Source organism: Streptomyces sp. CB03234, from assembly GCF_001905885.1.
Lineage (GTDB): Bacteria > Actinomycetota > Actinomycetes > Streptomycetales > Streptomycetaceae > Streptomyces.
In genome coordinates this window covers 762,639-785,484 of sequence record NZ_LIYH01000001.1, presented here as the reverse complement: position 1 = coordinate 785,484, position 22,846 = coordinate 762,639, and the positions used below count along the sequence as shown (strand labels likewise).

The 22,846-nt window shown below is 71.8% G+C and carries 20 protein-coding genes; 10 read left to right on the top strand and 10 right to left on the bottom strand.

The window, feature by feature from the left end; genetic code table 11:
- Window positions 1-7 precede the first annotated feature (7 nt).
- Window positions 8-1,171, bottom strand: coding sequence for an HpcH/HpaI aldolase/citrate lyase family protein (locus AMK26_RS03535; RefSeq protein ID WP_073751771.1), 1,164 nt, complete (start codon window positions 1,169-1,171; stop codon window positions 8-10).
- Window positions 1,172-1,347: 176 nt separating this feature from the next.
- Between AMK26_RS03535 and AMK26_RS03530 the strand changes: the two genes are divergently transcribed.
- A complete protein-coding gene (locus AMK26_RS03530) occupies window positions 1,348-2,265 on the top strand; it encodes a TerD family protein (protein ID WP_073751769.1) in 918 nt (305 codons plus the stop codon).
- A gap of 5 nt (window positions 2,266-2,270) precedes the next feature.
- Here AMK26_RS03530 and AMK26_RS03525 read toward each other — a convergent pair whose 3' ends face one another.
- From AMK26_RS03525 to AMK26_RS03500, 6 genes are all read right to left on the bottom strand, one after another.
- Window positions 2,271-3,011 (bottom strand): TerD family protein, encoded by a 741-nt coding sequence (locus tag AMK26_RS03525; protein ID WP_073752994.1) that lies wholly within the window; start codon window positions 3,009-3,011, stop codon window positions 2,271-2,273.
- Between the two features lie 144 nt (window positions 3,012-3,155).
- Window positions 3,156-4,280 (bottom strand): DUF475 domain-containing protein, encoded by a 1,125-nt coding sequence (locus tag AMK26_RS03520; RefSeq protein WP_073751767.1) that lies wholly within the window; start codon window positions 4,278-4,280, stop codon window positions 3,156-3,158.
- An 83-nt stretch (window positions 4,281-4,363) separates the two neighbouring features.
- Window positions 4,364-4,939, bottom strand: a complete 576-nt coding sequence (locus tag AMK26_RS03515; protein WP_073751765.1) for a TerD family protein — start codon at window positions 4,937-4,939, stop codon at window positions 4,364-4,366.
- 643 nt (window positions 4,940-5,582) lie between these two features.
- A complete protein-coding gene (locus tag AMK26_RS03510; protein WP_064071174.1) occupies window positions 5,583-6,158 on the bottom strand; it encodes a TerD family protein in 576 nt (191 codons plus the stop codon).
- 112 nt (window positions 6,159-6,270) lie between these two features.
- The gene (locus tag AMK26_RS03505) at window positions 6,271-6,765 is read right to left on the bottom strand and encodes a peroxiredoxin (protein ID WP_073751763.1); all 495 of its coding nucleotides are present in this window, start codon (window positions 6,763-6,765) and stop codon (window positions 6,271-6,273) included.
- 109 nt (window positions 6,766-6,874) lie between these two features.
- Window positions 6,875-7,315: a DUF3052 domain-containing protein gene (locus tag AMK26_RS03500; protein ID WP_073751760.1), complete on the bottom strand. Its 441-nt coding sequence runs from the start codon at window positions 7,313-7,315 to the stop codon at window positions 6,875-6,877.
- Window positions 7,316-7,768: 453 nt separating this feature from the next.
- On the opposite strand from AMK26_RS03500, the gene aceE reads away from it, so the two are divergent.
- A complete protein-coding gene (aceE, locus tag AMK26_RS03495) occupies window positions 7,769-10,501 on the top strand; it encodes a pyruvate dehydrogenase (acetyl-transferring), homodimeric type (RefSeq protein WP_073751758.1) in 2,733 nt (910 codons plus the stop codon).
- Window positions 10,502-10,567: 66 nt separating this feature from the next.
- Window positions 10,568-11,338 carry a potassium channel family protein gene (locus tag AMK26_RS03490; protein ID WP_073751756.1) on the top strand — a complete coding sequence of 257 codons (771 nt, stop codon included), beginning with the start codon at window positions 10,568-10,570 and terminating at the stop codon, window positions 11,336-11,338.
- Window positions 11,339-12,023: 685 nt separating this feature from the next.
- Here the strand turns inward: AMK26_RS03490 and AMK26_RS03485 are convergent.
- From AMK26_RS03485 to AMK26_RS03475, 3 genes are all read right to left on the bottom strand, one after another.
- Window positions 12,024-12,332, bottom strand: coding sequence for a small hydrophobic protein (locus AMK26_RS03485; protein ID WP_073751754.1), 309 nt, complete (start codon window positions 12,330-12,332; stop codon window positions 12,024-12,026).
- Between the two features lie 19 nt (window positions 12,333-12,351).
- Window positions 12,352-12,750 (bottom strand): peptidase inhibitor family I36 protein, encoded by a 399-nt coding sequence (locus AMK26_RS03480; RefSeq protein ID WP_073752992.1) that lies wholly within the window; start codon window positions 12,748-12,750, stop codon window positions 12,352-12,354.
- Window positions 12,751-12,921: 171 nt separating this feature from the next.
- Entirely contained in the window at window positions 12,922-14,532 is a 1,611-nt protein-coding gene (locus AMK26_RS03475) for an MFS transporter (protein ID WP_073751752.1), read from the bottom strand.
- Between the two features lie 115 nt (window positions 14,533-14,647).
- Between AMK26_RS03475 and AMK26_RS03470 the strand changes: the two genes are divergently transcribed.
- The 7 genes from AMK26_RS03470 (at window position 14,648) to AMK26_RS03440 (ending at window position 22,845) form a co-directional block, all read left to right on the top strand.
- Window positions 14,648-15,340, top strand: a complete 693-nt coding sequence (locus tag AMK26_RS03470; protein ID WP_073751750.1) for a TetR/AcrR family transcriptional regulator — start codon at window positions 14,648-14,650, stop codon at window positions 15,338-15,340.
- Between the two features lie 239 nt (window positions 15,341-15,579).
- Window positions 15,580-16,791: an alpha/beta hydrolase gene (locus AMK26_RS03465; RefSeq protein WP_073751748.1), complete on the top strand. Its 1,212-nt coding sequence runs from the start codon at window positions 15,580-15,582 to the stop codon at window positions 16,789-16,791.
- Between the two features lie 85 nt (window positions 16,792-16,876).
- Window positions 16,877-17,743 carry a DUF4429 domain-containing protein gene (locus AMK26_RS03460; protein WP_198943980.1) on the top strand — a complete coding sequence of 289 codons (867 nt, stop codon included), beginning with the start codon at window positions 16,877-16,879 and terminating at the stop codon, window positions 17,741-17,743.
- A gap of 748 nt (window positions 17,744-18,491) precedes the next feature.
- Complete coding sequence (locus AMK26_RS03455) at window positions 18,492-19,781, top strand: sensor histidine kinase (RefSeq protein ID WP_073751744.1); 1,290 nt, start codon at window positions 18,492-18,494, stop codon at window positions 19,779-19,781.
- Window positions 19,778-20,455, top strand: a complete 678-nt coding sequence (locus AMK26_RS03450) for a response regulator (RefSeq protein WP_073751742.1) — start codon at window positions 19,778-19,780, stop codon at window positions 20,453-20,455. The genes AMK26_RS03455 and AMK26_RS03450 overlap by 4 nt, the downstream gene beginning before the upstream one ends.
- Before the next feature lie 126 nt (window positions 20,456-20,581).
- Window positions 20,582-21,664: an alpha/beta hydrolase gene (locus AMK26_RS03445; protein ID WP_073751740.1), complete on the top strand. Its 1,083-nt coding sequence runs from the start codon at window positions 20,582-20,584 to the stop codon at window positions 21,662-21,664.
- Window positions 21,661-22,845, top strand: coding sequence for an acyltransferase family protein (locus AMK26_RS03440; protein WP_073751729.1), 1,185 nt, complete (start codon window positions 21,661-21,663; stop codon window positions 22,843-22,845). Before AMK26_RS03445 ends, AMK26_RS03440 begins: the two co-directional genes overlap by 4 nt.
- Window position 22,846: the final 1 nt, after the last annotated feature.

Below are 22,846 nucleotides of genomic sequence, written 5' to 3'. Positions count from 1 at the left end.
TTCTCCCTCACTTGACCAGCCCCGCGGTGAGCAGCTCCACGAAGCCGACGTCCTCCTTCGCCACGCCGAAGACCTCCGCCCGCTGAAGGGTCCGCTCGGCCCACGCACGGTGGGGCTTCACTTCATTCATCTTGTTCGTGTACGCGCTGCGCAGCACCCCGCCGCCGCCCCGTTCCGGCCGCAGGATGTCCTGGGCGTCGCTGTACTCCTCGTGGCTGACGACGGACAGCGCGTGCACCGGCAGCACGTGGGAGGGGTGGATACAGGTCTTGCCCAGCAGCCCGTTGGCCCGGTCCAGCTCGATCTCCCGCAGCAGCCCGTCCAGGTCGTGTTCGATCAGCGCGGTGCGCAGCTCGTCGGCGCGCTGCTCCATGAAGGGGCTGCGCCGCAGCTGTGGCTTGAAGATGCGCTCCTGGAGGCGGAAGTACTCCCACACCGGGCCGGTGATCGTGAAGCCGGTGCCGTCGGATCGGCCCAGCACGTTGACGACGTCCGCGATGACGCCGGCGACGATCTGCACGTCGTACGCCGTCATGTCGGGCGAGCGGCGCAGCCCGTACGCGGAGCAGAAGTCGGTGACGCCGAGGCGCAGTGCGAGGACCCGGTCCCGGTACTTGTCGACGATCCTGCCGATACCGGCGAGCGTCTCGTGCCGGGTCTCCAGGTGGAGCAGCTCGGGCGACTCCAGTACGGGCATGGCGAAAAGCCGCCGCCCGCAGAGATTCTCGGCCACGGTAAGCGCCTCCATGAAGGGCCCGCCGCGCTCCTCGGTGAACTTGGGCAGCACGAATCCGGACAGCAGCGGTGCGGCCGGCCCGAGCCGCCGCACCAGGTCGGCCATCTGTTCGGCCTGCCGGACGCGGATGAAGAGCAGAGGCGGTTCACCGTCCCGTTCGTATAGGTCGGTGAACTGGCGTACGAGGTTCTCCTCCGCCCCGGCGACCTCGCCGTCCTCGATGGAGTCCTCCAGGCACAGCACCATCGACACGACGCCCCGGCTCACCTGCTTCATCACGTCGTCGGCGAGCCGTGGCCGGGTGGCGGGGCTGTAGAGCGTGGCACCGAGGGCGGCGGCGAGGACGCGCGCCGGCGAGTCCGCGCCGAACTCGCACGGCTCCCGGTGGAAGAGCCCGGCCCGGGCAGTGGCCGGGATGTGCCCGAAATGACGCATGAGTATCCCCCGTACTGCCTTGACGGCCCTGACGACATGTGGCCGGTAATAGTACGTAGGGACCGGTGTCACGGGTTCCCCCCGGGCATGAACTTCAGGTAACTCGTCCGCTTCTCGCCCCTGCCGCGCGGCCCCCGCGTTGTCCGCGGCGTGGGCGGCCAGGCAGGATGTCGGACATGACGCACGCCATGCTGAAGGGCTCGAACGTCCCGCTCGATGCCGCGGCCGTACGGGCCGTACTGTGCTGGACCCCCGGACCCGGAGTGCCGGACGTGGACGCTTCCGCCCTGCTGCTCGGCACCGACGGGCAGGTGCGTTCGGACGAGGACTTCGTCTTCTACAACCAGCCACGCCACCCGTCCGGGCTGGTGCGGCGGCTGCCGAAGAAGCGGGTCCCGGAGGGGCTGACCGACACGGTCGAGGCCGACCTGACGGCGCTGGATCCGTCGGTGGACCAGGTGGTGCTGGCGGCGTCGTCGGACGGGGACACCTTCGACCGCGTACGGGATCTGCGGATCCTGCTGTACGACGCGGGCTCGGGCGCCACGGAGCCGCTGGCCGTCTTCGAGGTGAAGCCGGAGACCGGCGAGGAGACGGCCATGATCTGCGGCGAGCTGTACCGGCGCGGGGAGGGCTGGAAGTTCCGTGCGGTGGGGCAGGGGTATCCGACGGGGCTGATCGGCCTGGCCACGGCGTTCGGGATCTCGGTGGACGAGGCCGAGGAGGGCGAGGGGGCCGAGGAGGCCGAGGGGTCCGGCGGGGCGGGAGAGGCCCGGGAGGCGGACGGGCAGGCGGCGCGGGACGGCGCGGCGGCAGCGACGGACGCGTCGGCGACCGCGCCCACCACCACGGTGCCCGCCGCCCCCACGACACCTCCGACACCTCCGGCACCGCCCGCGTCGCCCCCGCCTCCGGCTCCGGCTCCGGCGTACGGCTATCCCCAGGCCGGTTCACCGCAGCCCGCGTACGGCTACCCGCAGGCCGGTTCGGCGCAGCCCGCGTACGGCTATCCGCAGCCCGCCGCGGCCGCCGCGCCCGCGCCGGATCCGAACTTCCGGCTGCCGCCGATGGGCCCGCAGTTCGTCCGTTCGTAACGGCTTCAGACCTTGCCGGCCTTGAAGCCGCGCCCCCACTGCAGGCCCCACCCGTAGAGCCGGTCCAGTTCGGCCTGGAAGCCGTACACGAACCGCACCTCCCGCCGTACCACCAGCTCCCCCTTGACGTTCTCCAGCATGAACACCGCGCACGAACGGGCTTGCGGCGCGCGCTCGTCGAGCTCTATCTCGATGCGCGGGCCGTTGCTCGGGTAGAGCGTCATCGTGGCGTGCGTACGGTCAAACGCCGGTGTCTGGTCGTAGATGTAGACGAAGAACAGCAGGCGCTTGATCGCGTCGCGATGGTCGAGGTTGACGAAGATCGTCTCGCCGGACGGTGCGCCGAACCGGTCGTCGCCGCTGAGCTTCACGTACGGCGGTGAGTTGAGGTCCCCGAAGAAGCTGCCGAGCGGCTGGACCACGCCCTTGGTGCCGTCCTTCAGCTCGTACAGACAGCCGATGTCCAGGTCCACATTGACCACGCCCTGGGTGTGGGCCTGGACCACATCGGGCTTGAAGAGTTTGAGGGGGTGCCGCAGCAGCCGGCCGCTGTGCTTGGAGCGGCCCTCGATGTCGGAGGTGCGCATCCGCCAGGAGAGGTTGACGCGCAGGTTGCCGGTCGCCGCGCCCTGTTTGGTGAGCGAGACGGACGGGCGGCGCTTGGTCAGGTCGATGGCGTTCGTCGAGGCGCTGCCCGAGTCGAACTGCGCGGCGTTGTTCCGCCACAGGTTGTCCCAGAAGGCCATGCCCCACCCCCAGTCGTCCGGTTTTTCATGGATCCGCGTGTACGCGTGGATACGCGGCGGGGCGGCCGGGAGCACCCGGCCGCCCCGCATCGGAAGCGTTCCTCGATACCGGGGCCGTCACACTCCGACGGGCCCCGGCGAATGTCACACAGCGACGTGCGTCTTGTCCTCCTGGCCCGCCGCCTGCAGTGCCTTGTTGCGGCGCACGGAGGACAGGAAGGACGCGGCGATCAGGAACACACCGATGGTGCCGGTGATGAGCTCGCTGATCTCGTGCTGGATCGTGATGAGCAGGATGACCGCGAGCGCGCCGATCGCGTAGTGCGCGCCGTGCTCCAGGTAGACGTAGTCGTCCAGGGTGCCCTGGCGGACCAGGTAGACGGTGAGCGACCGGACGTACATGGCGCCGATGCCGAGGCCCAGTGCCATCCAGAAGATGTGGTTGGTGATGGCGAAGGCACCGATGACGCCGTCGAAGGAGAAGGACGCGTCGAGGACCTCGAGGTACAGGAAGAGGAAGAAGGCCGCCTTGCCGGCGAGGCCGACCGCGGAGACGGGCTTGCCCTCCTTCTTGGCCTTCTCCTCCTCCTCGTGCTCGCGCTCCTCTTCTTCCTCCAGCTTGTCCTCGAAGTAGCCGGAGAGGCCGCCGACGACGAGGTACGTGATCAGGCCCGCCACACCCGACAGCAGCACGGTGGCCGCCTTGTCGGCGTGGCCGGTACTGGTGTGTGCCTGGGTGGCGAAGGTGATGGCGGTGAGGAGCAGGACGATCAGGGCGACGCAGACCGACAGCATGTCGACCTTGCCGAGCTTGGCCGCCGGGCGCTCCAGCCACCTGAGCCACTTGTGCTCGCGCTCCTCGAACATGAAGTCAAGGAAGATCATGAGCAGGAACATGCCACCGAACGCGGCGATGGCCGCGTGCGCGTCGGTGACGAGGTCCTCGTACCGCCCGGGGTTGTCCATGGCGAGCTGGACGGCCTCGATGGGGCCGACCTTGGCACTGATGGCGACGATCACGACGGGGAACACCAGCCGCATGCCGAAGACCGCGATCAGAATGCCGATCGTCAGGAAGATCTTCTGCCAGAAGGCGTTCATCTTCTTGAGGATTCCGGCGTTGACGACCGCGTTGTCGAACGACAGCGAGATTTCGAGGATCGACAGGATCAGTACGATCCCGAAGGCCTCCCAGCCCCACTGCCAGGCGGCGAAAGCAAGGCCGAGCGCCGTGACGGCGAACGACCAGCCGAAGGTTTTCAGAACCACTGGCTACCCAATCGTGTTAAGTACGGTTACGGGTCTCCCCCGCGCCGTGCACGCCGGGCTTCGAACGAACCCGGAGACGTGCTTCAAGAAACATTGACGCCGAAGTCTAGAGCGATGCCCCTCAGCCCCGATGCGTACCCCTGTCCTACCGCGCGGAACTTCCACTCTCCGCCGTACCGGTAGAGCTCGCCGAAGATCATCGCGGTCTCGGTGGAGGCGTCCTCGCTGAGGTCGTACCGCGCGAGTTCCTGGCCGTCGGCCTGGTTGACGACGCGGATGAAGGCGTTGCTGACCTGGCCGAAGGTCTGGCCCCGGTTGTCGGCCTCGTGGATCGAGACCGGGAAGATGATCTTGTCGCAGTGGGCCGGTACGCGGGGGAGGTCGACGATCAGCGACTCGTCGTCGCCGTCGCCCTCGCCCGTGAGGTTGTCACCGGTGTGCTCGACGGAGCCGTCGGGGCTGGTGAGGTTGTTGTAGAAGACGAACCATTCGTCGCCGAGCACCCTGCCGTTCTCGCAGAGCAGTGCGCTGGCGTCGAGGTCGAACGGTGCGCCGGTGGTGGAGCGCGCGTCCCAGCCGAGTCCGACGAGCACCTGGGTGAGGTTGGGTGCGGCCTTGGAGAGGGAGACGTTGCCTCCCTTGGCGAGCGTGACGCCCATGATGTGGATCCTCCCCTGAGATCTGCTGCTGCGTTGTCCCGGGGACGTTCCCCGGACCCCCGGAGCCCCGGCCCGGGCATGGGCACGGGCCGACCGGTGTCGCCCGCCTCGGACACGGCGCGGTGGCCGCGTCACGATGCGGGTGGTAAGGCACGTCCGGCGCCGCACGAAGATGTGCGGCGCCGGACGAAACTGCACGGCGATCGAACCTGCCCCGGCACGCGCGGCCCACGGACGGCGCCTACGGGCCGGTCGCCCCTCCGGACCGTCCACGCCCGCGCCGCCCTGCCGAGTGCTCGACGCGCACCGCCCCGCGAGGGCCGGCACCGCGCCGCGGACCATGCCCCGCCGGGTGCCGCGCGGCCGCCCCGCCGGACGCCGCGCGCCGCCGCGCCGCCGCCCGCCACGTACCGGACGAGCCGCGCACGGCCACCCGCCGGGTCCCGCGCCACCACCCGCGGGGTGCCGCAGACGACACCCCGCCGGATGCCGGACGGCCGCACCGCCAGGTGCCGCACCGCCAGGGGTGCCGCACCGCCGGGTGCCGCGCCGCCGGGGTGCCGCGCCGCCGGCCGCCACGTACCGGACCGGGCGCACACGGCCACCCGCCGGGCTGCGGCCGGGCCGGGCCGGGTGCGGCGGGTCAGACGTTGACGCCGAAGTCCTGCGCGATGCCGCGCAGGCCCGAGGCGTAGCCCTGGCCCACCGCGCGGAACTTCCACTCCGCGCCGTTGCGGTACAGCTCGCCGAAGACCATGGCGGTCTCCGTCGAGGCGTCCTCGCTCAGGTCGTAGCGGGCGATCTCGGCGCCGCCGGCCTGGTTCACGACGCGGATGAACGCGTTGCGGACCTGGCCGAAGGACTGCTGCCGGGTCTCGGCGTCGTAGATCGACACCGGGAAAACGATCTTGGCGACGTCGGCCGGGACGTTGGCCAGGTCGACCTTGACCTGCTCGTCGTCGCCCTCGCCCTCACCGGTGAGGTTGTCGCCGGTGTGCTCGACCGAGCCGTCCGCGCTCTTCAGGTTGTTGAAGAACACGAAGTCCTGGTCGTTGCGGACCTTGCCCTCGGCGTTGACCAGAATGGCGCTGGCGTCGAGGTCGAAGTCCGTTCCGGTGGTGGTACGGACGTCCCAGCCCAGACCGACGGTGACTGCCGTCAGGCCCGGGGCCTCCTTGGTCAGCGAGACGTTGCCGCCCTTGCTGAGGCTGACTCCCACGAGTCCCTCCATTGGTTTCCAGGGGCAGCGCCCCCGTCGTGCGTTGGCATCGGATCAACGACTGGATCCTAGTGACCGGTTCCCGTCGTGAGCAGGCACTTGCGCCGAAGAATCAGAGGGTGTCGAGCGCCGCGACGTACTCGTTGAGGTCACGGGCGTCCGGGAGGCCATTGACGACCGTCCAGCGGACGACGCCCTCCTTGTCGATGATGAAGGTGCCGCGCACCGCGCAGCCCTTCTCCTCGTCGAAGACGCCGTAGGCGCGCGAGACCTCGCCGTGCGGCCAGAAGTCCGACAGCAGCGGGTACTCCAGGCCTTCCTGCTCGGCGAAGACGCGCAGCGTGTGGATCGAGTCGTTGGAGACGGCGAGCAGCTGGGTGTCGTCGTTGACGAACGTCGGCAGCTCGTCGCGAAGCGCGCACAGCTCGCCCGTGCACACGCCGGTGAAGGCGAAGGGGTAGAAGAGGAGCACGACGTTCTTCTCGCCGCGGAAGTCCGCGAGCGAGACGGTGCGTCCGTGGTTGTCCTTCAGCTCGAAGTCCGGGGCCTTGGTGCCGACCTGGAGCGGCTCCGTCGTCCCGGTGGCCTCGATCGCCTCGATCGCCATGTCAGAAAGCATCCCTTCGGTGGTCGGGTGGGTCCCAGTCGGGTCCCACCCTACGCACAGGGCCCCCGCCGACCGGTGTCGGCGGGGGCCCTGGGGGCTGTGGAGGGGCTCAGCGCTTGGCGGACTTGGCCGCCTTCGGGGTGACCAGGCGGTGGCCGCTCCAGTCCTTGCCGATGCTGATGCTCCGGGTCTGCGAGAGGCCCGCGGTCTGGGCGGCCTCGTTGATGTCGCTGGGCTCGATGTAGCCGTCCCGGCCGGTCTTGGGCGTCAGGAGCCAGATCTCCCCGCCCTCCTCGATCAGGCCGATGGCATCGACCAGCGCATCCGTGAGGTCTCCGTCCTCGTCGCGGAACCACAGCAGTACGGCGTCGGCGACGTCGTCGTAGTCCTCGTCTACGAGATCCTGGCCGATGACGGCCTCGATTGCCTCACGGAGCTCCTGCTCGACGTCGTCGTCGTAGCCGATCTCCTGGACCACCTGTCCGGGCTCGAACCCCAGCTTCGCCGCCGGGTTGGTCCGCTCCTCCGCGTGGTCCGCGGTCGCGCTCACGGCTTGCCTCCTGATCGTTTTTTGGAAAGTGCTTCGGCCGCGCGCGTACGCGTGGCATTGGGCGTAGTCCACACGTGCTGGGCGGATCGCGCAAGTACCCGGCGATCGAGACCGCCGAAACGGTGACTTTTGGGGCCGTCTCGCCGCAACTCCAGGCACCTTCCCGCCCACGCCCGTGCTACACACCACGGCTCTTGACCCACTTTATTCGCTTCTACTCCTTCCGTGCGCCCGTGGTGGGCGAACGACCGAACGAAACACATGGCCGGGTTGGGCGTAAGGTTGCGATTTGGGCCGGACCCGGGCCGGATACGGCGACCCGTGGGGGTTACCCCTCGGTAAAGATGACGTTTACGCCCACGGGGTACACGATGGTGGCGGCGCGACCGCACTGCCGACACCGCACTGCCGACACTCCATTCCCCGTAGGCTCCACCGAACAGAAGGAACAGCGTGGCTTCCGGATCCGATCGCAACCCGATCATCATTGGCGGCCTTCCCAGCCAGGTCCCGGATTTTGATCCCGAAGAGACCCAGGAATGGCTCGACTCCCTCGACGCCGCCGTGGACGAGCGCGGCCGCGAGCGGGCCCGCTACCTGATGCTCCGCCTGATCGAGCGGGCCCGCGAGAAGCGCGTGGCCGTGCCCGAGATGCGCAGCACGGACTACGTCAACACCATCGCCACCAAGGACGAGCCGTTCTTCCCCGGCAACGAGGAGATCGAACGCAAGGTCCTCAACGCCACGCGCTGGAACGCCGCCGTGATGGTGTCGCGCGCGCAGCGCCCCGGTATCGGTGTGGGCGGGCACATCGCGACGTTCGCCTCCTCGGCCTCCCTCTACGACGTGGGCTTCAACCACTTCTTCCGCGGCAAGGACGAGGGCGACGGCGGCGACCAGATCTTCTTCCAGGGCCACGCGTCGCCCGGTGTCTACGCGCGCGCGTTCCTCCTGGACCGGCTGACCGAGGAGCAGCTCGACGGCTTCCGGCAGGAGAAGTCGAAGTTCCCCAACGGCCTGTCGTCCTACCCGCACCCGCGGCTGATGCCGGACTTCTGGGAGTTCCCGACCGTCTCCATGGGCCTCGGCCCGATCGGCGCGATCTACCAGGCGCGCATGAACCGCTACATGGAGGCACGCGGCATCGCCGACACCTCCAAGTCGCATGTGTGGGCGTTCCTCGGCGACGGCGAGATGGACGAGCCGGAGTCGCTGGGCCAGCTGTCGATCGCGGCGCGTGAGGGCCTGGACAACCTGACGTTCGTCGTCAACTGCAACCTGCAGCGGCTCGACGGCCCGGTGCGGGGCAACGGCAAGATCATCCAGGAGCTGGAGTCCCAGTTCCGCGGCGCCGGCTGGAACGTGATCAAGCTGGTGTGGGACCGCTCCTGGGACCCGCTGCTGGCGCAGGACCGTGACGGCATCCTGGTCAACAAGCTGAACACCACGCCCGACGGCCAGTTCCAGACGTACGCGACGGAGACCGGCGCGTACATCCGCGAGCACTTCTTCGGCGACGACCACCGGCTGCGGGCCATGGTCGAGCACATGACCGACGACCAGATCCTGCACCTGGGCCGTGGTGGTCACGACCACAAGAAGATCTTCGCGGCGTACGCGGCGGCGCGCGCCCACAAGGGCCAGCCGACGGTGATCCTCGCGCAGACGGTCAAGGGCTGGACGCTCGGCCCGAACTTCGAGGGCCGCAACGCCACGCACCAGATGAAGAAGCTGACGGTCGACGACCTGAAGCGCTTCCGCGACCGCCTGCACCTGCCGATCTCCGACCGGGAGCTGGAGTCCGGCCTGCCGCCGTACTACCACCCTGGCCGGGACTCGGAGGAGATCCAGTACATGCACGACCGCCGCAAGGCGCTGGGCGGGTACGTCCCGACCCGCGTCGTGCGCGCGAAGCCCCTGGCGCTGCCGGACGACAAGACGTACGCGGCGGTGAAGAAGGGGTCGGGCCAGCAGTCGATCGCCACGACGATGGCGTTCGTACGGCTGCTGAAGGACCTGATGCGGGACAAGGAGATCGGCAAGCGGTTCGTGCTGATCGCGCCGGACGAGTACCGCACCTTCGGTATGGACTCGTTCTTCCCGAGCGCCAAGATCTACAACCCGCTGGGCCAGCAGTACGAGGCCGTGGACCGTGAGCTGCTCCTCGCGTACAAGGAGTCGCCGACCGGGCAGATGCTGCACGACGGCATCTCGGAGGCGGGCTGCACGGCGTCGCTGGTCGCGGCGGGTTCGGCGTACGCGACGCACGGCGAGCCGCTGATCCCGGTGTACGTCTTCTACTCGATGTTCGGTTTCCAGCGGACCGGCGACCAGTTCTGGCAGATGGCCGACCAGCTGTCGCGCGGTTTCGTGCTGGGCGCGACCGCGGGGCGTACGACGCTCACCGGTGAGGGTCTGCAGCACGCGGACGGCCACTCGCAGCTGCTCGCCTCGACGAACCCGGCGTGCGTCGCGTACGACCCGGCCTTCGGCTTCGAGATCGCGCACATCGTCAAGGACGGTCTGCGCCGGATGTACGGCGAGAACGCCGAGGACGTCTTCTACTACCTCACCGTCTACAACGAGCCGATCCAGCACCCGGCCGAGCCGGCGGACGTCGACGTGGACGGCATCCTCAAGGGCATCCACCTCTTCCGGCGCGGCGAGGCGGGGGCGATCCCGGCGCAGATCATGGCGTCCGGTGTGGCCGTGCCGTGGGCGGTGGAGGCGCAGCGGATCCTCGCCGAGGAGTGGAACGTGCGCGCCGACGTGTGGTCGGCGACGTCCTGGAACGAGCTGCGCCGCGAGGCCGTGGAGGTCGACCGGCACAACCTGCTCCACCCGGAGGAGGAGCAGCAGATTCCGTATGTGACGCGGAAGCTGTCCGGCGCGGAGGGTCCGTTCGTGGCCGTCTCCGACTGGATGCGGTCGGTTCCGGACCAGATCGCGCGCTGGGTGCCGGGGACGTACACATCGCTGGGCGCGGACGGCTTCGGCTTCGCGGACACGCGCGGTGCGGCGCGGCGGTACTTCCACATCGACGCGCAGTCGGTCGTGCTGGCGGTGCTGACCGAGCTGGCCCGGGAGGGCAAGGTGGACCGTTCGGTGCTGAAGCAGGCCGTGGACCGCTACCAGTTGCTGGACGTCTCGGCGGCGGACCCGGGCGCGGCGGGCGGCGACGCGTAGCCGGTCGGGCGGGGGGACTTTCGTCCCCCCGCACCCCCCTGCCCGTCCGGGCCTAACATTCCGGACATGAACGAACGCTGGGAGGCGCGCACCCAGGCGCCGCTGCTGGGGCTCGCCGTCGCGTTCGGCGTGGCCTACGCGATACCGATAGTGGCGCCCGATGCCGCCCCGTGGGTCCACCGCGCCTGTCTGGCGGTGGAGTGGGTGGTGTGGGGCGCCTTCGCCATGGACTACGTCGTACGTCTGGTGCTGGCGCCGCAACGGTGGGTCTTCGTGCGCCGCCACCCGCTGGACCTGCTGGTGGTTCTGCTTCCGCTGATCCAGCCGCTGCGGCTGCTGCGGCTGCTCTCCACGCTGCTGCTGGTGGGGCGGCGGGCCCGGATGGCACCGCAGATAACGCTCACCACGTATGTGGCCGGGTCCGTGGCGGGCCTGATGATGTTCGGCTCACTGGCCGTGCTGCACGTGGAGCGGGGCGCGCCGGACGGGAACATCAAGACGCTGGGCGACGCGGTGTGGTGGTCGTTCACGACGATGACGACCGTCGGGTACGGCGACCACGCGCCGACGACCGGGCTCGGGCGGGCGCTGGCCGTCGGCCTGATGCTGTCCGGCATCGCCCTGCTGGGTGTCGTCACCGCGAACATCGCGGCGTGGTTCATCTCCCGCTTCGAGCGGGACGACGCGGAGGAGCGCCGCCAGACGGCTCTGCTGGAGGCCCTCACGCAGGAGGTCAAGGACCTCCGGACGGAGGTCGCCCGCCTGTCCGCCAACGCCACGGCGGCGTCCACCCCGCCTCCCGTGCCGGTGCAGACCCCCACGGAGGGCGCCACGTAGGCGGCCGGTCGCCGCCCGATGACGTACACGCCCCGAGGCGCGGGGCCGCCTCGGCGTTACGCCCCCGGGCGCGGGGCAACGGGGCCACGGTTACGCCCCAGGCGGGGGTCAGGGGAGACAGTTACGCCCCAGGCGGGGGTCGGCTCGGGCGTCACGCCGCGCGGGCGCGCAGCCAGAGGCAGTCACGCCCCCGAGCGCGGGTGCCTTCACCGTGGGCACGCCCCGCACGGGTGCGCCTTCACCGCGGGCACACCCCGCACAGGTACGCCTTCACCGCAGGACCGGCCCGGGCAGGGCACGCCCGAGGCGCGGGGCCGACCCGGGCACGGGTGCGCCTTCACCGCGGGCACGCCCCGCACGGGTACGCCTTCACCGCAGGGCCGACCCGGGCAGGTCACGCCCGAGGGGGCCAGCCCGGGCGTCGCCCCTGGCACGAGCGCGGTTGCTCGTGCGTACGCCGTCGGCGCGGGCACGCGGGGTGCTCGCGGAACGCCCCAGGCGTCGGCAGGCCTCGGGCGCGGCCGCCTTCACCGCGGGGGACGCACCAGGCACGAGTGCGCCCCGGGCGCGGCGCGGGGGGCTCGTAAGGGGCACGTCGGCGGGCGCCTCGTCGTGCTCGGCGCGGTGCGCCGTACGGCACGCGAGCCAAGGCCGGGGCGTGGTGCGGGCGTGTGCGTGGGTACGTCTAGAGCGTGCCGTTGCCCGGGGTGCCGGCACCGGCCAGCGAGACGAGGGCCAGGACGGTGTCGATCGCCCCGAGAACGAACGCGACCAGCGCCGGGACGTGGTTGCTCGCCCAGCGCCGGCCCATGCCGAGCCAGCCGCAGACGATCGCCACCGGGCCGAGGATGATGCCCAGTACGAAGAAACCGGCGACCGCGCAGACCAGCCCGACGATCCCGAGCGTCGCGCGATCCGGCCCGGTCCGCGACCACATCCGGCCGCGTGAGCGGGGGCTCCTGCGCGAACGCGAGGTGTACCCGAAACTGTTCATGGCCCCCGGGTGCCCTCGTTCAGGTCTCCCACACCTTGAAGGCCCGTACCTGGTAAGGCGATTGGGGTACCCACGTACCACCGCCGGGATAGGTCTCGAACTCGCCGGTCTCGGCGCACTCGGCGGACTGGTAGGTGGTGACGGGCCGTCCGGTGCGGTTGGCGAGGGCGGCGGCGGTGGTCCCGGGCGGCAGCGGGACGCAGGCCTCGATGTCGATGCCGGTCAGCTCATGGGTGTGCCGGGCACCCCTGAAGCCCTCCTTGGCCCATAGGCACAACTGCCCCGTCTCACAGGGCCCGAGCCGGGGCGGCGGCGCCGCGGCCACGGGGACGGCGCCCCCGAGCGCCGTGGCGGTGAGTGCGCCGGCGAGGAGAGTGGTGGCAGCGGTAGCGGCGGTGCGGACAGTCGTGAAGCGCATGGAAACCCCCGTGTGTGCGGCGACGACGATCACGTACATCCATTGTGACGCTGCGTGACCATCTGGGGAAGGATTCCTCGGCCGATCCACCCGGTCGAGTGACACGGTGCACCACCGAGGTACACCGTGGGCCCCGCAGCCGGCGGCTGCGGGGCCCAGGGGCACCAGCGGTCAGATGTGCGCGCCGCCCGCGCCCGCCTCCGCGTTCTCACCACGCTTGGTGAGCATGGCCACCAGCGCCGCGATCACCGCCACGACGCCCGCGACCGTGAAGGCAAGGCCCATGCCGGACATGAACGTGTCGTGGATGACGCCGGAGATCCTGTCGAGGAGGTCCGGCGTCATACCGGGCACCTTGGCCAGTTCGGCGGGCACGATGCCGAACTCCGCCGCCTGCTCCAGCTTCGGGTCGGCCGGCACCGGGATCCCGGCGTCCTTCCAGTTGGCCGCGAACTCGGAGCTCACCTTTGAGGACATGACCGCGCCCAGCACCGCCGTACCGAGCGCGCCGCCGACCTGCATCGCGGCCTGCTGGAGGCCACCGGCCACACCGGAGAGCTCCAGCGGGGCGTTGCCCACGATGACCTCCGTGGCGCCCACCATGACGGGGGCGAGGCCGAGGCCCAGCAGGGCGAACCAGAGGGACATCGCCAGCGTGCCGGTGCCTTCGGTGAGGCTGATCATCCCGAACATGGCGATCGCCGTGCAGACCATGCCGCCCACCAGGGGGACGCGCGGGCCGTACTTGGTGATGAGCGCGCCCGCCAGTGGCGAGGAGACGATCATCATGGCCGTCAGCGGCAGCAGGTGCAGGCCACTGTCGACCGGGCTGAGGCCCTTGACGCCCTGCAGGTAGAAGGTGACGAAGAACAGGCCGCCCATGAAGGCGAAGGCCATCAGCACCATCAGGACGGTGCCGGCCGACAGCGGTACCGAGCGGAACATGCCGAGCGGGATCAGCGGCTCCTCGACCTTCGTCTCCCAGACGGCGAACACGGCGAACAGCACGAGGGCGCCGCCCAGGAAGCCCCACGTGTTGAGGCTGCCCCAGCCCCAGCTCTCGCCGGCCTTGATGATGCCCCAGATCAGGGACGCCATCGCGGCCGACAGCAGCACGATGCCGAGGACGTCGAACGAGCGCGGCGCGTTCTCCGCGCGGTGGTCCTTCAGGATCACCAGGCCCATGACGAGCGCGAGGACACCGACCGGCACGTTGATGAAGAACACCGACTGCCAGCTGACGTGCTCCACGAGTACGCCGCCGAGGATGGGCCCGCCCGCCGTGGACGCGCCGATGACCATGCCCCAGATGCCGATCGCCATGTTCAGCTTCTCGGCCGGGAAGGTGGCACGCAGCAGGCCCAGCGCGGCCGGCATGAGCAGCGCGCCGAACAGGCCCTGGAGCACCCGGAAGACGATCACCAGGGCGATCGAGTCGGACATGCCGATCGCGGCGGACGCGGCGGCGAAGCCCGCGATGCCGATGAGGAACGTCTGGCGGTGGCCGAAGCGGTCACCGAGCTTGCCGGCCGTGATCAGCGCGACCGCCAGGGCGAGCAGATAACCGTTGGTGATCCACTGGACGTCGGCGAGCGTCGCGCCGAGGTCCTTCTGGATCGCGGGGTTGGCGATCGCGACGATCGTGCCGTCCAGCGCGACCATCATCACGCCGACCGCCACGGCGAACAGTGTCAGCCAGGGGTGACCGCGCAGCCCCTTGGCCGGGGCAGGCACGGGATCCTGGCCTTGCGGCAGCTTTTCGATGGTGGTCTGACTAGTCATACCGCGAGGCTAATGTCAGTCACTGACAATTGACAAAGCATTTCATACGCCGGTTACTGTCGCGTCGCTCACAGGTAGCCTGAGCAGCCAGAAATGGCAGAAAGAGGACCATGAAGTGACGGCCGAGCAGCCGACCAGCACAGGGACGCCTGCCCCCGCCGGGCTGCGCGAGCGCAAGAAGCAGCGCACCCGCGACGCCCTGCTGCGCGCCGCACTGGAGCTGTTCACCAGCCAGGGATACGAACGGACCACGGTCGACGAGATCGTCGACGCCGTCGACGTCTCACAGCGCACGTTCTTCCGCTACTTCGCGAGCAAGGAAGAGGTCGCCTTCGCCGTCCAGCAGATGGTCGAGCGGCATTTCGTCACCGCCCTGCGCGAACGCCCCGCCCACGAGGCCCCGTTGGAGGCCATGCGCAACGCCGTCCTGTCCGCCTGGAACACCATCGGCGAGGCGATCATGGAGGTCGTCCCGGTGGAGGTGTACCTCCGCACCTTCCAGATGATCGAGTCGACACCCGCGCTCCTGGCCGTGCACCTGCGCCGCTCCATCGAGATGGAGGAGAACATCGCCCGGCTGATCGCCGACCGTGAGGGCCTCGACGTGGACGCCGACCCGCGCCCGCGCGTCGCCGTCGCCGCGTTCAGCGGTGTCATGCGGATCACCGGCCAGTTGTGGGGCCGGGGGCAGGACCCGTCCCTGGAGGCGATGCGCACCCTGACCGAGACCTACCTGGACCACCTGGGGCCGGCCCTGGCCGCCGACTGGCGCGGCGACGCCGGCGTCGGCGTCGGCGCCACGTCCTGAGACCCGCCGTGCCCGCCGTACGCGCCGCGCCCGCCGTGCCATCCGTACGCGCTGCGCCCGCCGTACGCGCCGTGCCCGCCGTACGCTCCGTGCCCGCCGTACGCGCACGCCCCCCGCGCGCACGCTGTACGTCCCGCCCGCACGCTGAGTGATCACGCTTCCCCGAACGGCCACCCTCACGCGTGATGTACCTCACCCTCTTGGCGGCGCCCCTCACGTGTCTCCTAGGGTGTCCCGCAGTGACTTCCTTCGACTCCTCCCCCACGCTCCAGGCGTGGCGCGCGCTGCTCGCCCTCGCCGTGGTCTTCGTCCTCCTCATGACCACCGGCTGGACGGCGATCCGCCACCACCGTGGGCCGGGAGAGCCGCGCGAGGCCGCGCTCGCCGCCTGGCGGGAAGGCCGGACGGGTACGGCGGACTTGCCCGATCCCGCGTCGCCGCCTGCCGTACTCGCAGCCTTCTTCCGCTCCCTGACGGAAGGTCAGCGCCACCGGCTCGCCGCCGAGTACCCGCTCGTCGTCGGCAACCTCGACGGCGCCCCCGTCACCCTCCGCTACCGCGCCAACCGGATCGCGCTGCGCGCCGCGCTCGACGCCGAGCGCAAGCGCGTGGCGGACGAGCGGCTGTCGCCCGACGGCCACCAGGAGGCCCTCCGCCGCTCGCACCGGTTCGCCTCCCTGTTGCGGGAGGACCGGCAGATCCTCGCCTTCGACCCGTCCGGCAAGGGCCGCGTCGCCGAGGTCTTCGGCGACCTCGACCGGGCGCGGCACGTCTCCGTCGTCGTCCCGGGCGTCGACACCAACCTGCTGACGTTCGAGAAGACCGCCCGCAAGTACACGGCCCCCGCCGGAATGGCCGAATCCCTGTACGCCGCCGAACGCGCCGCCGCGCCCACCACCCGTACCGCCGTCATCGCCTGGGCCGACTACACCGCGCCCGTCGGCGTCGGCATGGACGCGGCCATCGGGCGGCTCGCCGAGAGCGGGGCGGCCCGGCTCGTGTCCCTCGCCGGCGCGCTGCCCGGCGACTCGCGGGTGGCGCTGTTCTGCCACAGCTACGGCTCCGTGGTGTGCGGGGTCGCCGCCCGCCGGCTGCCCGCCCGGGTCGCCGACGTCGCGGTGGCCGGAAGCCCCGGGATGCGCGCCGAGACCGCCGCCGGGCTCGGCACCCGCGCCCGTGTGTGGGCCATGCGCGACGCCGACGACTGGATCGCCGACGTGCCGTACCTGGACGTCGGCGGGCTGGGCCACGGCGCCGATCCGGTGACCCCGGAGTTCGGGGCGCGGGTACTGTCGGCGGCGGGTGCGGTCGGGCACGCCGGGTACTTCGAACCCGGCACGGAGAGCCTCCGCAACTTCGCCGACATAGGCGTCGGCTCGTACCGCACCGTGCGCTGCGCGGGCGACCCGGAGGCCTGCCGCGGCGGAATCTCCGGTACGCGGACGCTCTGACGCGCGTAGAGGTGCGTGGGGTGCCGCCGAAGCCCGCAACTCTTCGGGGGCGACGCGCGGGCGCACGCCGCATACGATGAGGCGCATGGGTGATGTGCTGGCCGGAATTCATGCCACCTGGGAGTTCGAACCAGACGCCGTGCTCATCCGCTTCGAACGGGGGATCCGCGCACCGAAGCTCTACCAGGCGCTGCGCGAGCGACGTATCCCGCACGAAGCGTTGGCGTCGGTGACCCTCTCCCCGGGCAGACGCGGCACGGTGGTGCTGCACGCGGTGCCGAGACCGGGCGCCGATCCGCTGATGGAGGCGGCCGCGGGTCAGCTCAAGGACGCCTGCGACCCCTACCGGCTGGTCCTGCCGGCCGAGCGGGAGACGCTCGCCGAGTACTACGCGGACGAACTGCGGGCGCAACTGGCCCCCGGGGCGGCCGAACGGGCCGACCGCTTCCTGGTCACCGCCCCGGAAGCGCCACTGCAGTTCAAGGCGTACGACGGCAAGGCGTCCTTCGACGGGAGCCAGGTGGCGTTCCGCTGGTTCTGGACCGGTGCGTCCTCCGCCAAGTGGAAGGCCGGTGACCAGACCTTCTCCGTACGGGAGCTGAGCGGCGTCGAGTGGCGCTCACCCGACGTCTTCGACGGCCACCTGCGGCTGCTGCGGCGCGGCCACGCGGGCGACGCCCAGCCGGCGCAGGCCGACCAGGACCCGGCGGCGGTCGTCTTCGGGCTCGGCTACGGGCCGGTGCACGAGTCGCTGCCGTTCGCGGCCGCGGTCCTCGCGGCGGTACGGGACACGGGCGCGGCCCCCGTACCGGTCCCCGCCGCGGTGACGGCCGGCCGCGACCCGGCGGTCATCGCGGAGCGGATACGGCACCTGGGCGAGCTGTACCAGGCGGGTCTGGTGACGGACGAGGAGTTCGCCGCGAAGAAGGCCCAGCTGCTGGCGGAGCTGTAACCCCGCGCCGGCCGCCCGGCGGCCCCGCGCCCCGCGCCCCCGCCCCGCGCCGCCCGACCGGGCGCCGGACGGTGGGGACAGCGGGGGACGCGGACGCCCGCCGCCCCAGGGCTCGCCCGCGGCGGCAGCGAACCGTCCCGGCCCCGCCGGGTGCGGGCGCCGGAGGCCGCACCCGCCTCGGCTCACGGACCGGGCGGTTACCCGCGTCCGGCGAGGGACGAAGGCGGTTGCCGCGTCCGGGCCGGGGACAAAGGCGGTTGCCCGCACCGCCCAGGAACGGAGGCCGTTGCCCACGTCCCGCCAGGGACACAGGCCGTTGCCCGCACCGCCCAGAAACGGAGGCCGTTGCCCACGTCCCGCCAGGGACACAGGCCGTTGCCCGCACCGGTCACAGAGCACGGCCGCCGCCCGCGTCCGCTACGGGCCGGGGCCGGTTGTCCGCCGGGCTCCGTGCTCGTGCGCGGCGCGCTGGGCCGCGCGAGTCGGCCGGTTCGCCGGGCGGGCGCCGGGCGGGCCAGGCGCGCTTCTCCCGCGGCCCGCCAGTACCGGCGGGTGGCCCCACGAGACTGGGGGCGGCGCCGGGGCCGGGCCGCGTGGACGTCGGGGTGACGTCAGGGTGACGTCAGGGTGACGTCAGGCAGGGCGTCCCGCCCGACCCGGCAGGGGGTGTCGTACCGGGGTATGACGTCAGCGCCGGGACCTGGGTATGACGTCGGGGTGGGCGCGCGGTGCCTAGGCTGGCGGGGTCATGAGTAGCCCTTCCCCGTCCACCGCCCGACGTGTGCGCGACGCGCTGCGCGTGCTCGGGCTCGCCCTCGCCACGCCCGCCGGGCCCGGCGCGCCGCTGCTCGCGCAGGCGTCGTCGCGGTGGCTCCGCCTGCTTCCGTACGCCGTCGCCTTCGCGTTCGTCGCGTCGCTGCTGCCGGTCACCGTGACCGTGCTCGTCAACGACTACGAGGTGAACGGCGCGGTCGCCGGGGCCCTGGCGACCGCCCAGACCGCGCCGCTGCTGCTGGCCGTGGCCCGGCCGCTCCAGGCCTGGTGGATCGTCATGGCCGCCGATGTGCTGGGCGCGCTGGTGCTGCTCGGCGCGGACGGCGTGGCCGGCCGGCCCTGGCCGTGGACGCCGATGATCGTGGTGGGCTACCTGGCGCTGATGGTGGCCGTGGGGCTGCGCGAGCCGCGCCGGACACTGCTGGCCGTGTGGCTGGTGACGGGCGCGGCGGGGTTCGTCTTCGAGCTGTTCCCGGCCGACACCCGCAGCGACGGCGTACACCTGCTGCTGTTCATCCTGAGCGGGGCCGTCCTGCTGCTCACCGGGACCCTGCGGGAACGCGGGGACGCCCAGCGGCGGCTGGTCGAGCAGGAGACGATCAGCGAGGCCGAGCGCGCCCGGCGCACGCTGCTGGAGGAACGGGCGCGGATCGCCCGCGAGTTGCACGACGTCGTGGCCCACCACATGTCGGTGATCACGGTGCAGGCGGATTCGGCGCCGTACCGGATCGAGGGGCTGCCGGAGGCGGCGCGCGAGGAGTTCTCGACGATCGCCGCGTCCGCCCGCGAGTCCCTCACCGAGATGCGGCGGCTGCTGGCGGTGCTGCGCAGTGAGGGTACGGAGGGCGAACGGGCGCCCCAGCCCGGCCTGGCGCGGGTCCAGCAGCTGGTGGAGGCGACGGTACGGGCGGGGGTGCCGGCCGAGCTGTCGATGCCGGCCGACCTGGGCGCGGTGCCGCAGGCGGTGGACCTGTCCGCGTACCGGATCGTGCAGGAGGCCCTCGCGAACGTGGTGCGGCACGCGCCCGGTGCGGCGACGCGCGTGTCGGTGTCGTCGGACGGCGGCCGGCTGACGGTGCTCGTCGTCAACGGCCCGCCCGCCGAAGCGCGTTCGCCCCTGGAGAGCAGCGGCACCGGGCACGGGCTCGTCGGTATGCGGGAGCGCGTACGGTTGACCGGCGGCACCCTCGACACCGGGCCGCTGCCGGACGGGGGCTTCCGGGTCGCGGCCCGGCTCCCATTCGCTACGGAGGAACCCGCGTGACCATCCGCGTGATCATCGTCGACGACCAGGCCATGGTGCGCGCGGGGTTCGCCGCCCTGCTGTCGGCGCAGCCCGACATCGACGTGGTGGGGGAGGCACCGGACGGGCGGGAAGGCGTGTCGGTGGCCCGTTCCGCCCATCCCGACGTCGTGCTGATGGACGTGCGGATGCCGGAGATGGACGGGCTGGCGGCGGCGCGCGAGATCCTGTCGCCGCCACCGGGCGTCGTCCACCGGCCGAAGGTGCTGATGCTCACCACCTTCGACGTGGACGACTACGTGTACGAGGCGCTGCGCGCCGGCGCGTCCGGCTTCCTGCTCAAGGACGCCCCGCCGGCCGACCTGATCGCCGCGGTACGGGTGGTGGCGGCCGGCGAGGCGCTGCTGGCCCCGTCCGTGACGCGCCGCCTGATCGCCGACTTCGCCGCCTCCCGCCCGGCCCCGCGCCGGGACCGCTCGCTGCGCCTGAACGGCCTGACGCCCCGTGAGACGGAGGTCCTGGAGCTGATCGCCCGGGGCCTGTCGAACCAGGAGATCGCCGGTCACCTGATCCTGGCCGAGCAGACGGTGAAGACCCACATCGGCCGGGTCCTGTCGAAACTGGACCTCCGCGACCGGGCGCAGGCGGTCGTCTTCGCGTACGAGTCGGGGCTGGTGACCCCGGGCGATGCCTGAGGGCTGACCCACCCCCTACTCCGGTATCACCCCGCGGTTGGCTCCGCGGGGTGACGCCCCCTCATAGGCCGTCCTCCTACCTTCCTCTCGCCGCAGCACAGGGCGAGGGAAGCAGAGGGGGGCGTCATGCGCCGCTGGAACAACCGCAGGAACAGCCGGTGGAACAACCGCTGGAACAATCGCTGGAAGAGGACCCTGACCACCGTCGCACTCGCGGCGGCCGTCGTCACCGGGACCGCCGGATGGGCCGCCGGGAACGGGCAGCGTCCCGTGACCGGGCCGCCGCCGGGGAGCGAGGCGTGGCGGGCCGACACCTCGCTGGGGCGGGCCCTGCCCGATCCGGCGCACGCCACGCCGCGTGAAGTCGCCGCGTTCTTCCGCACGCTGACGGGCGCCCAGCAGCGAGGCCTCGCGCACCGCCACCCCACCGTCGTCGGCAACCTCGACGGCGCCCCGGTCGCCCTCCGCTACGAGGCCAACGCGACCGCCCTGCGCCGCGACGCCCGGTTCGCGCACCTCGCCGGGCACGGGCGGCGGATCCTCGCGTTCGACCCGCGCGGCCGGGGCCAGGTCGCCGAGGTGTACGGGGACCTGGAGCGCAGCCGTCACGTCGCCGTCGTCGTCCCCGGGTCGGACATCGACGCCGGGACGTACGACCGCCCCACCGACCCGTACGGCACCCCCGCCGGGATGGCGCGGCAGCTGCGGGCGGCGGCGAAGGACACCGCCGTCATCGCCTGGGCCGGCTACACCACGCCGGTCGGCGTGGGCCTCGACGCCGCCACCGGCGACCTCGCCGAGGCCGGTGCCGCGCGGCTGACCCGGCTCACCGACGGGCTCGCGGCCGTTGACGCCCCCGCGCCCGCCGTCTTCTGCCACAGCTACGGCTCCGTCGTCTGCGGCCTGGCCGCACCGCGCCTCAAGGCCGGGGACCTCGTCGTCCTCGGCTCCCCCGGCATGCGCGCCGGCACCGTCGCCGAGCTGGACACCACCGCCCGTGTGTGGGCCGCCAAGGACCCGTCCGACTGGATCTCCAAGGTGCCGAACGTCCAGCTCCTCGGCCTCGGCCACGGCACCGACCCGGCCGATCCCGCCTTCGGCGCCCGCCGGGTGCCCGCCGCCGACGCCCACGGCCACACCGGCTACTTCGCGCCCGGCACCCAGTCCCTCCGTACCTTCGCCGCCATCGCCCGGGGAGAGGCCCGATGAAGCTCGCCGAACGGATCGAGGCCCGCACGCCCGCCCACCGCGACCGCGCCGTCGACGGACTGCGCGCCCTCGCGCTGCTCGCCGTCCCCACCGGCCACTGGCTCCTCGGCGGCTTCACCCGCGACGCCGACGGGGCGATCCACAACGCCAGCCCGCTGAGCACCTTCGGGTTCTTCGCCCCGGTCAGCTGGGTGCTCCAGATGCTGGGGATCTTCTTCCTGGTCGGCGGGTACGCGTCCGTCCTGTCGTACCACAGGCGCCAAGGCTCCACGCGCGCGTGGCTCAGGGGGCGGATCGCCCGGCTCGGCCGTCCCGTTCTCGGGGTCACCGCCGTCTGGGCCGTCCTGATCCCGGTGCTGTACGCCCTCGGTGTCCCGGACGACACGTTGCGCACCGGATCGACACTGGTCGTCCAGCCGCTGTGGTTCGTCGGCGTCTACACGGTCGTCACGGCCCTGACCCCGTACTGCGTACGCGCCGCCCGCCGGCTCGGCGCCTGGGCGGCAGCGCCGCTCCTCGCCTCGGTCGCCGTCGTCGACGTCCTGCGCTACGGCCCGTACGCCGAGGCCGTGCCGTCCTGGCTGAGCGTGCTGAACATCCTGCCCGGCTGGCTCTTCGCGTACCAACTGGGCGTCTCCTGGGGCGAGAAGAGGACCCGCACCACGCACGCGTGGGCGCTGCTCCTCGGCGGCGCGGCCCTGTTCGCGACGCTCCTGCTCGCATTCCACTACCCCGCGTCGATGGTCGGCGTCCCCGGCGAGGCCCGTACCAACTCCCACCCGCCCTCGCTGCTCGTCCTCGCGCTCGCCGCCGCGCAGAGCGGCGCCGCGATCCTGCTGCGCGACCGGCTGGGCCGGCTGCTGCGGCGGCCCGCCCTGTGGGCGCCGGTCGTCGTCGTCAACCTGTCGGCGATGACGATCCTGTGCTGGCACCAGACGGCGATGCTGGCCGCGGCCGTTCCCGCGTCGTTCGCCGGTACGGTGCCGGGGCTGACGACCGCGCCCGACACGCTCGGCTGGATCCTGGCGCGGCTGGCGTGGCTGCCGCTGTTCGCGGGGCTGCTGCTGCTGATCGGGCGGTACGCGCGCGGGTTCGAGGCCCCGTGGACGCACGCGGGCGCCGCCCGCCGCTCGGCAGCGGGGCTGCTGGCGGCGGGCTTCGCGGTGTACGCGCTGGGCTAGG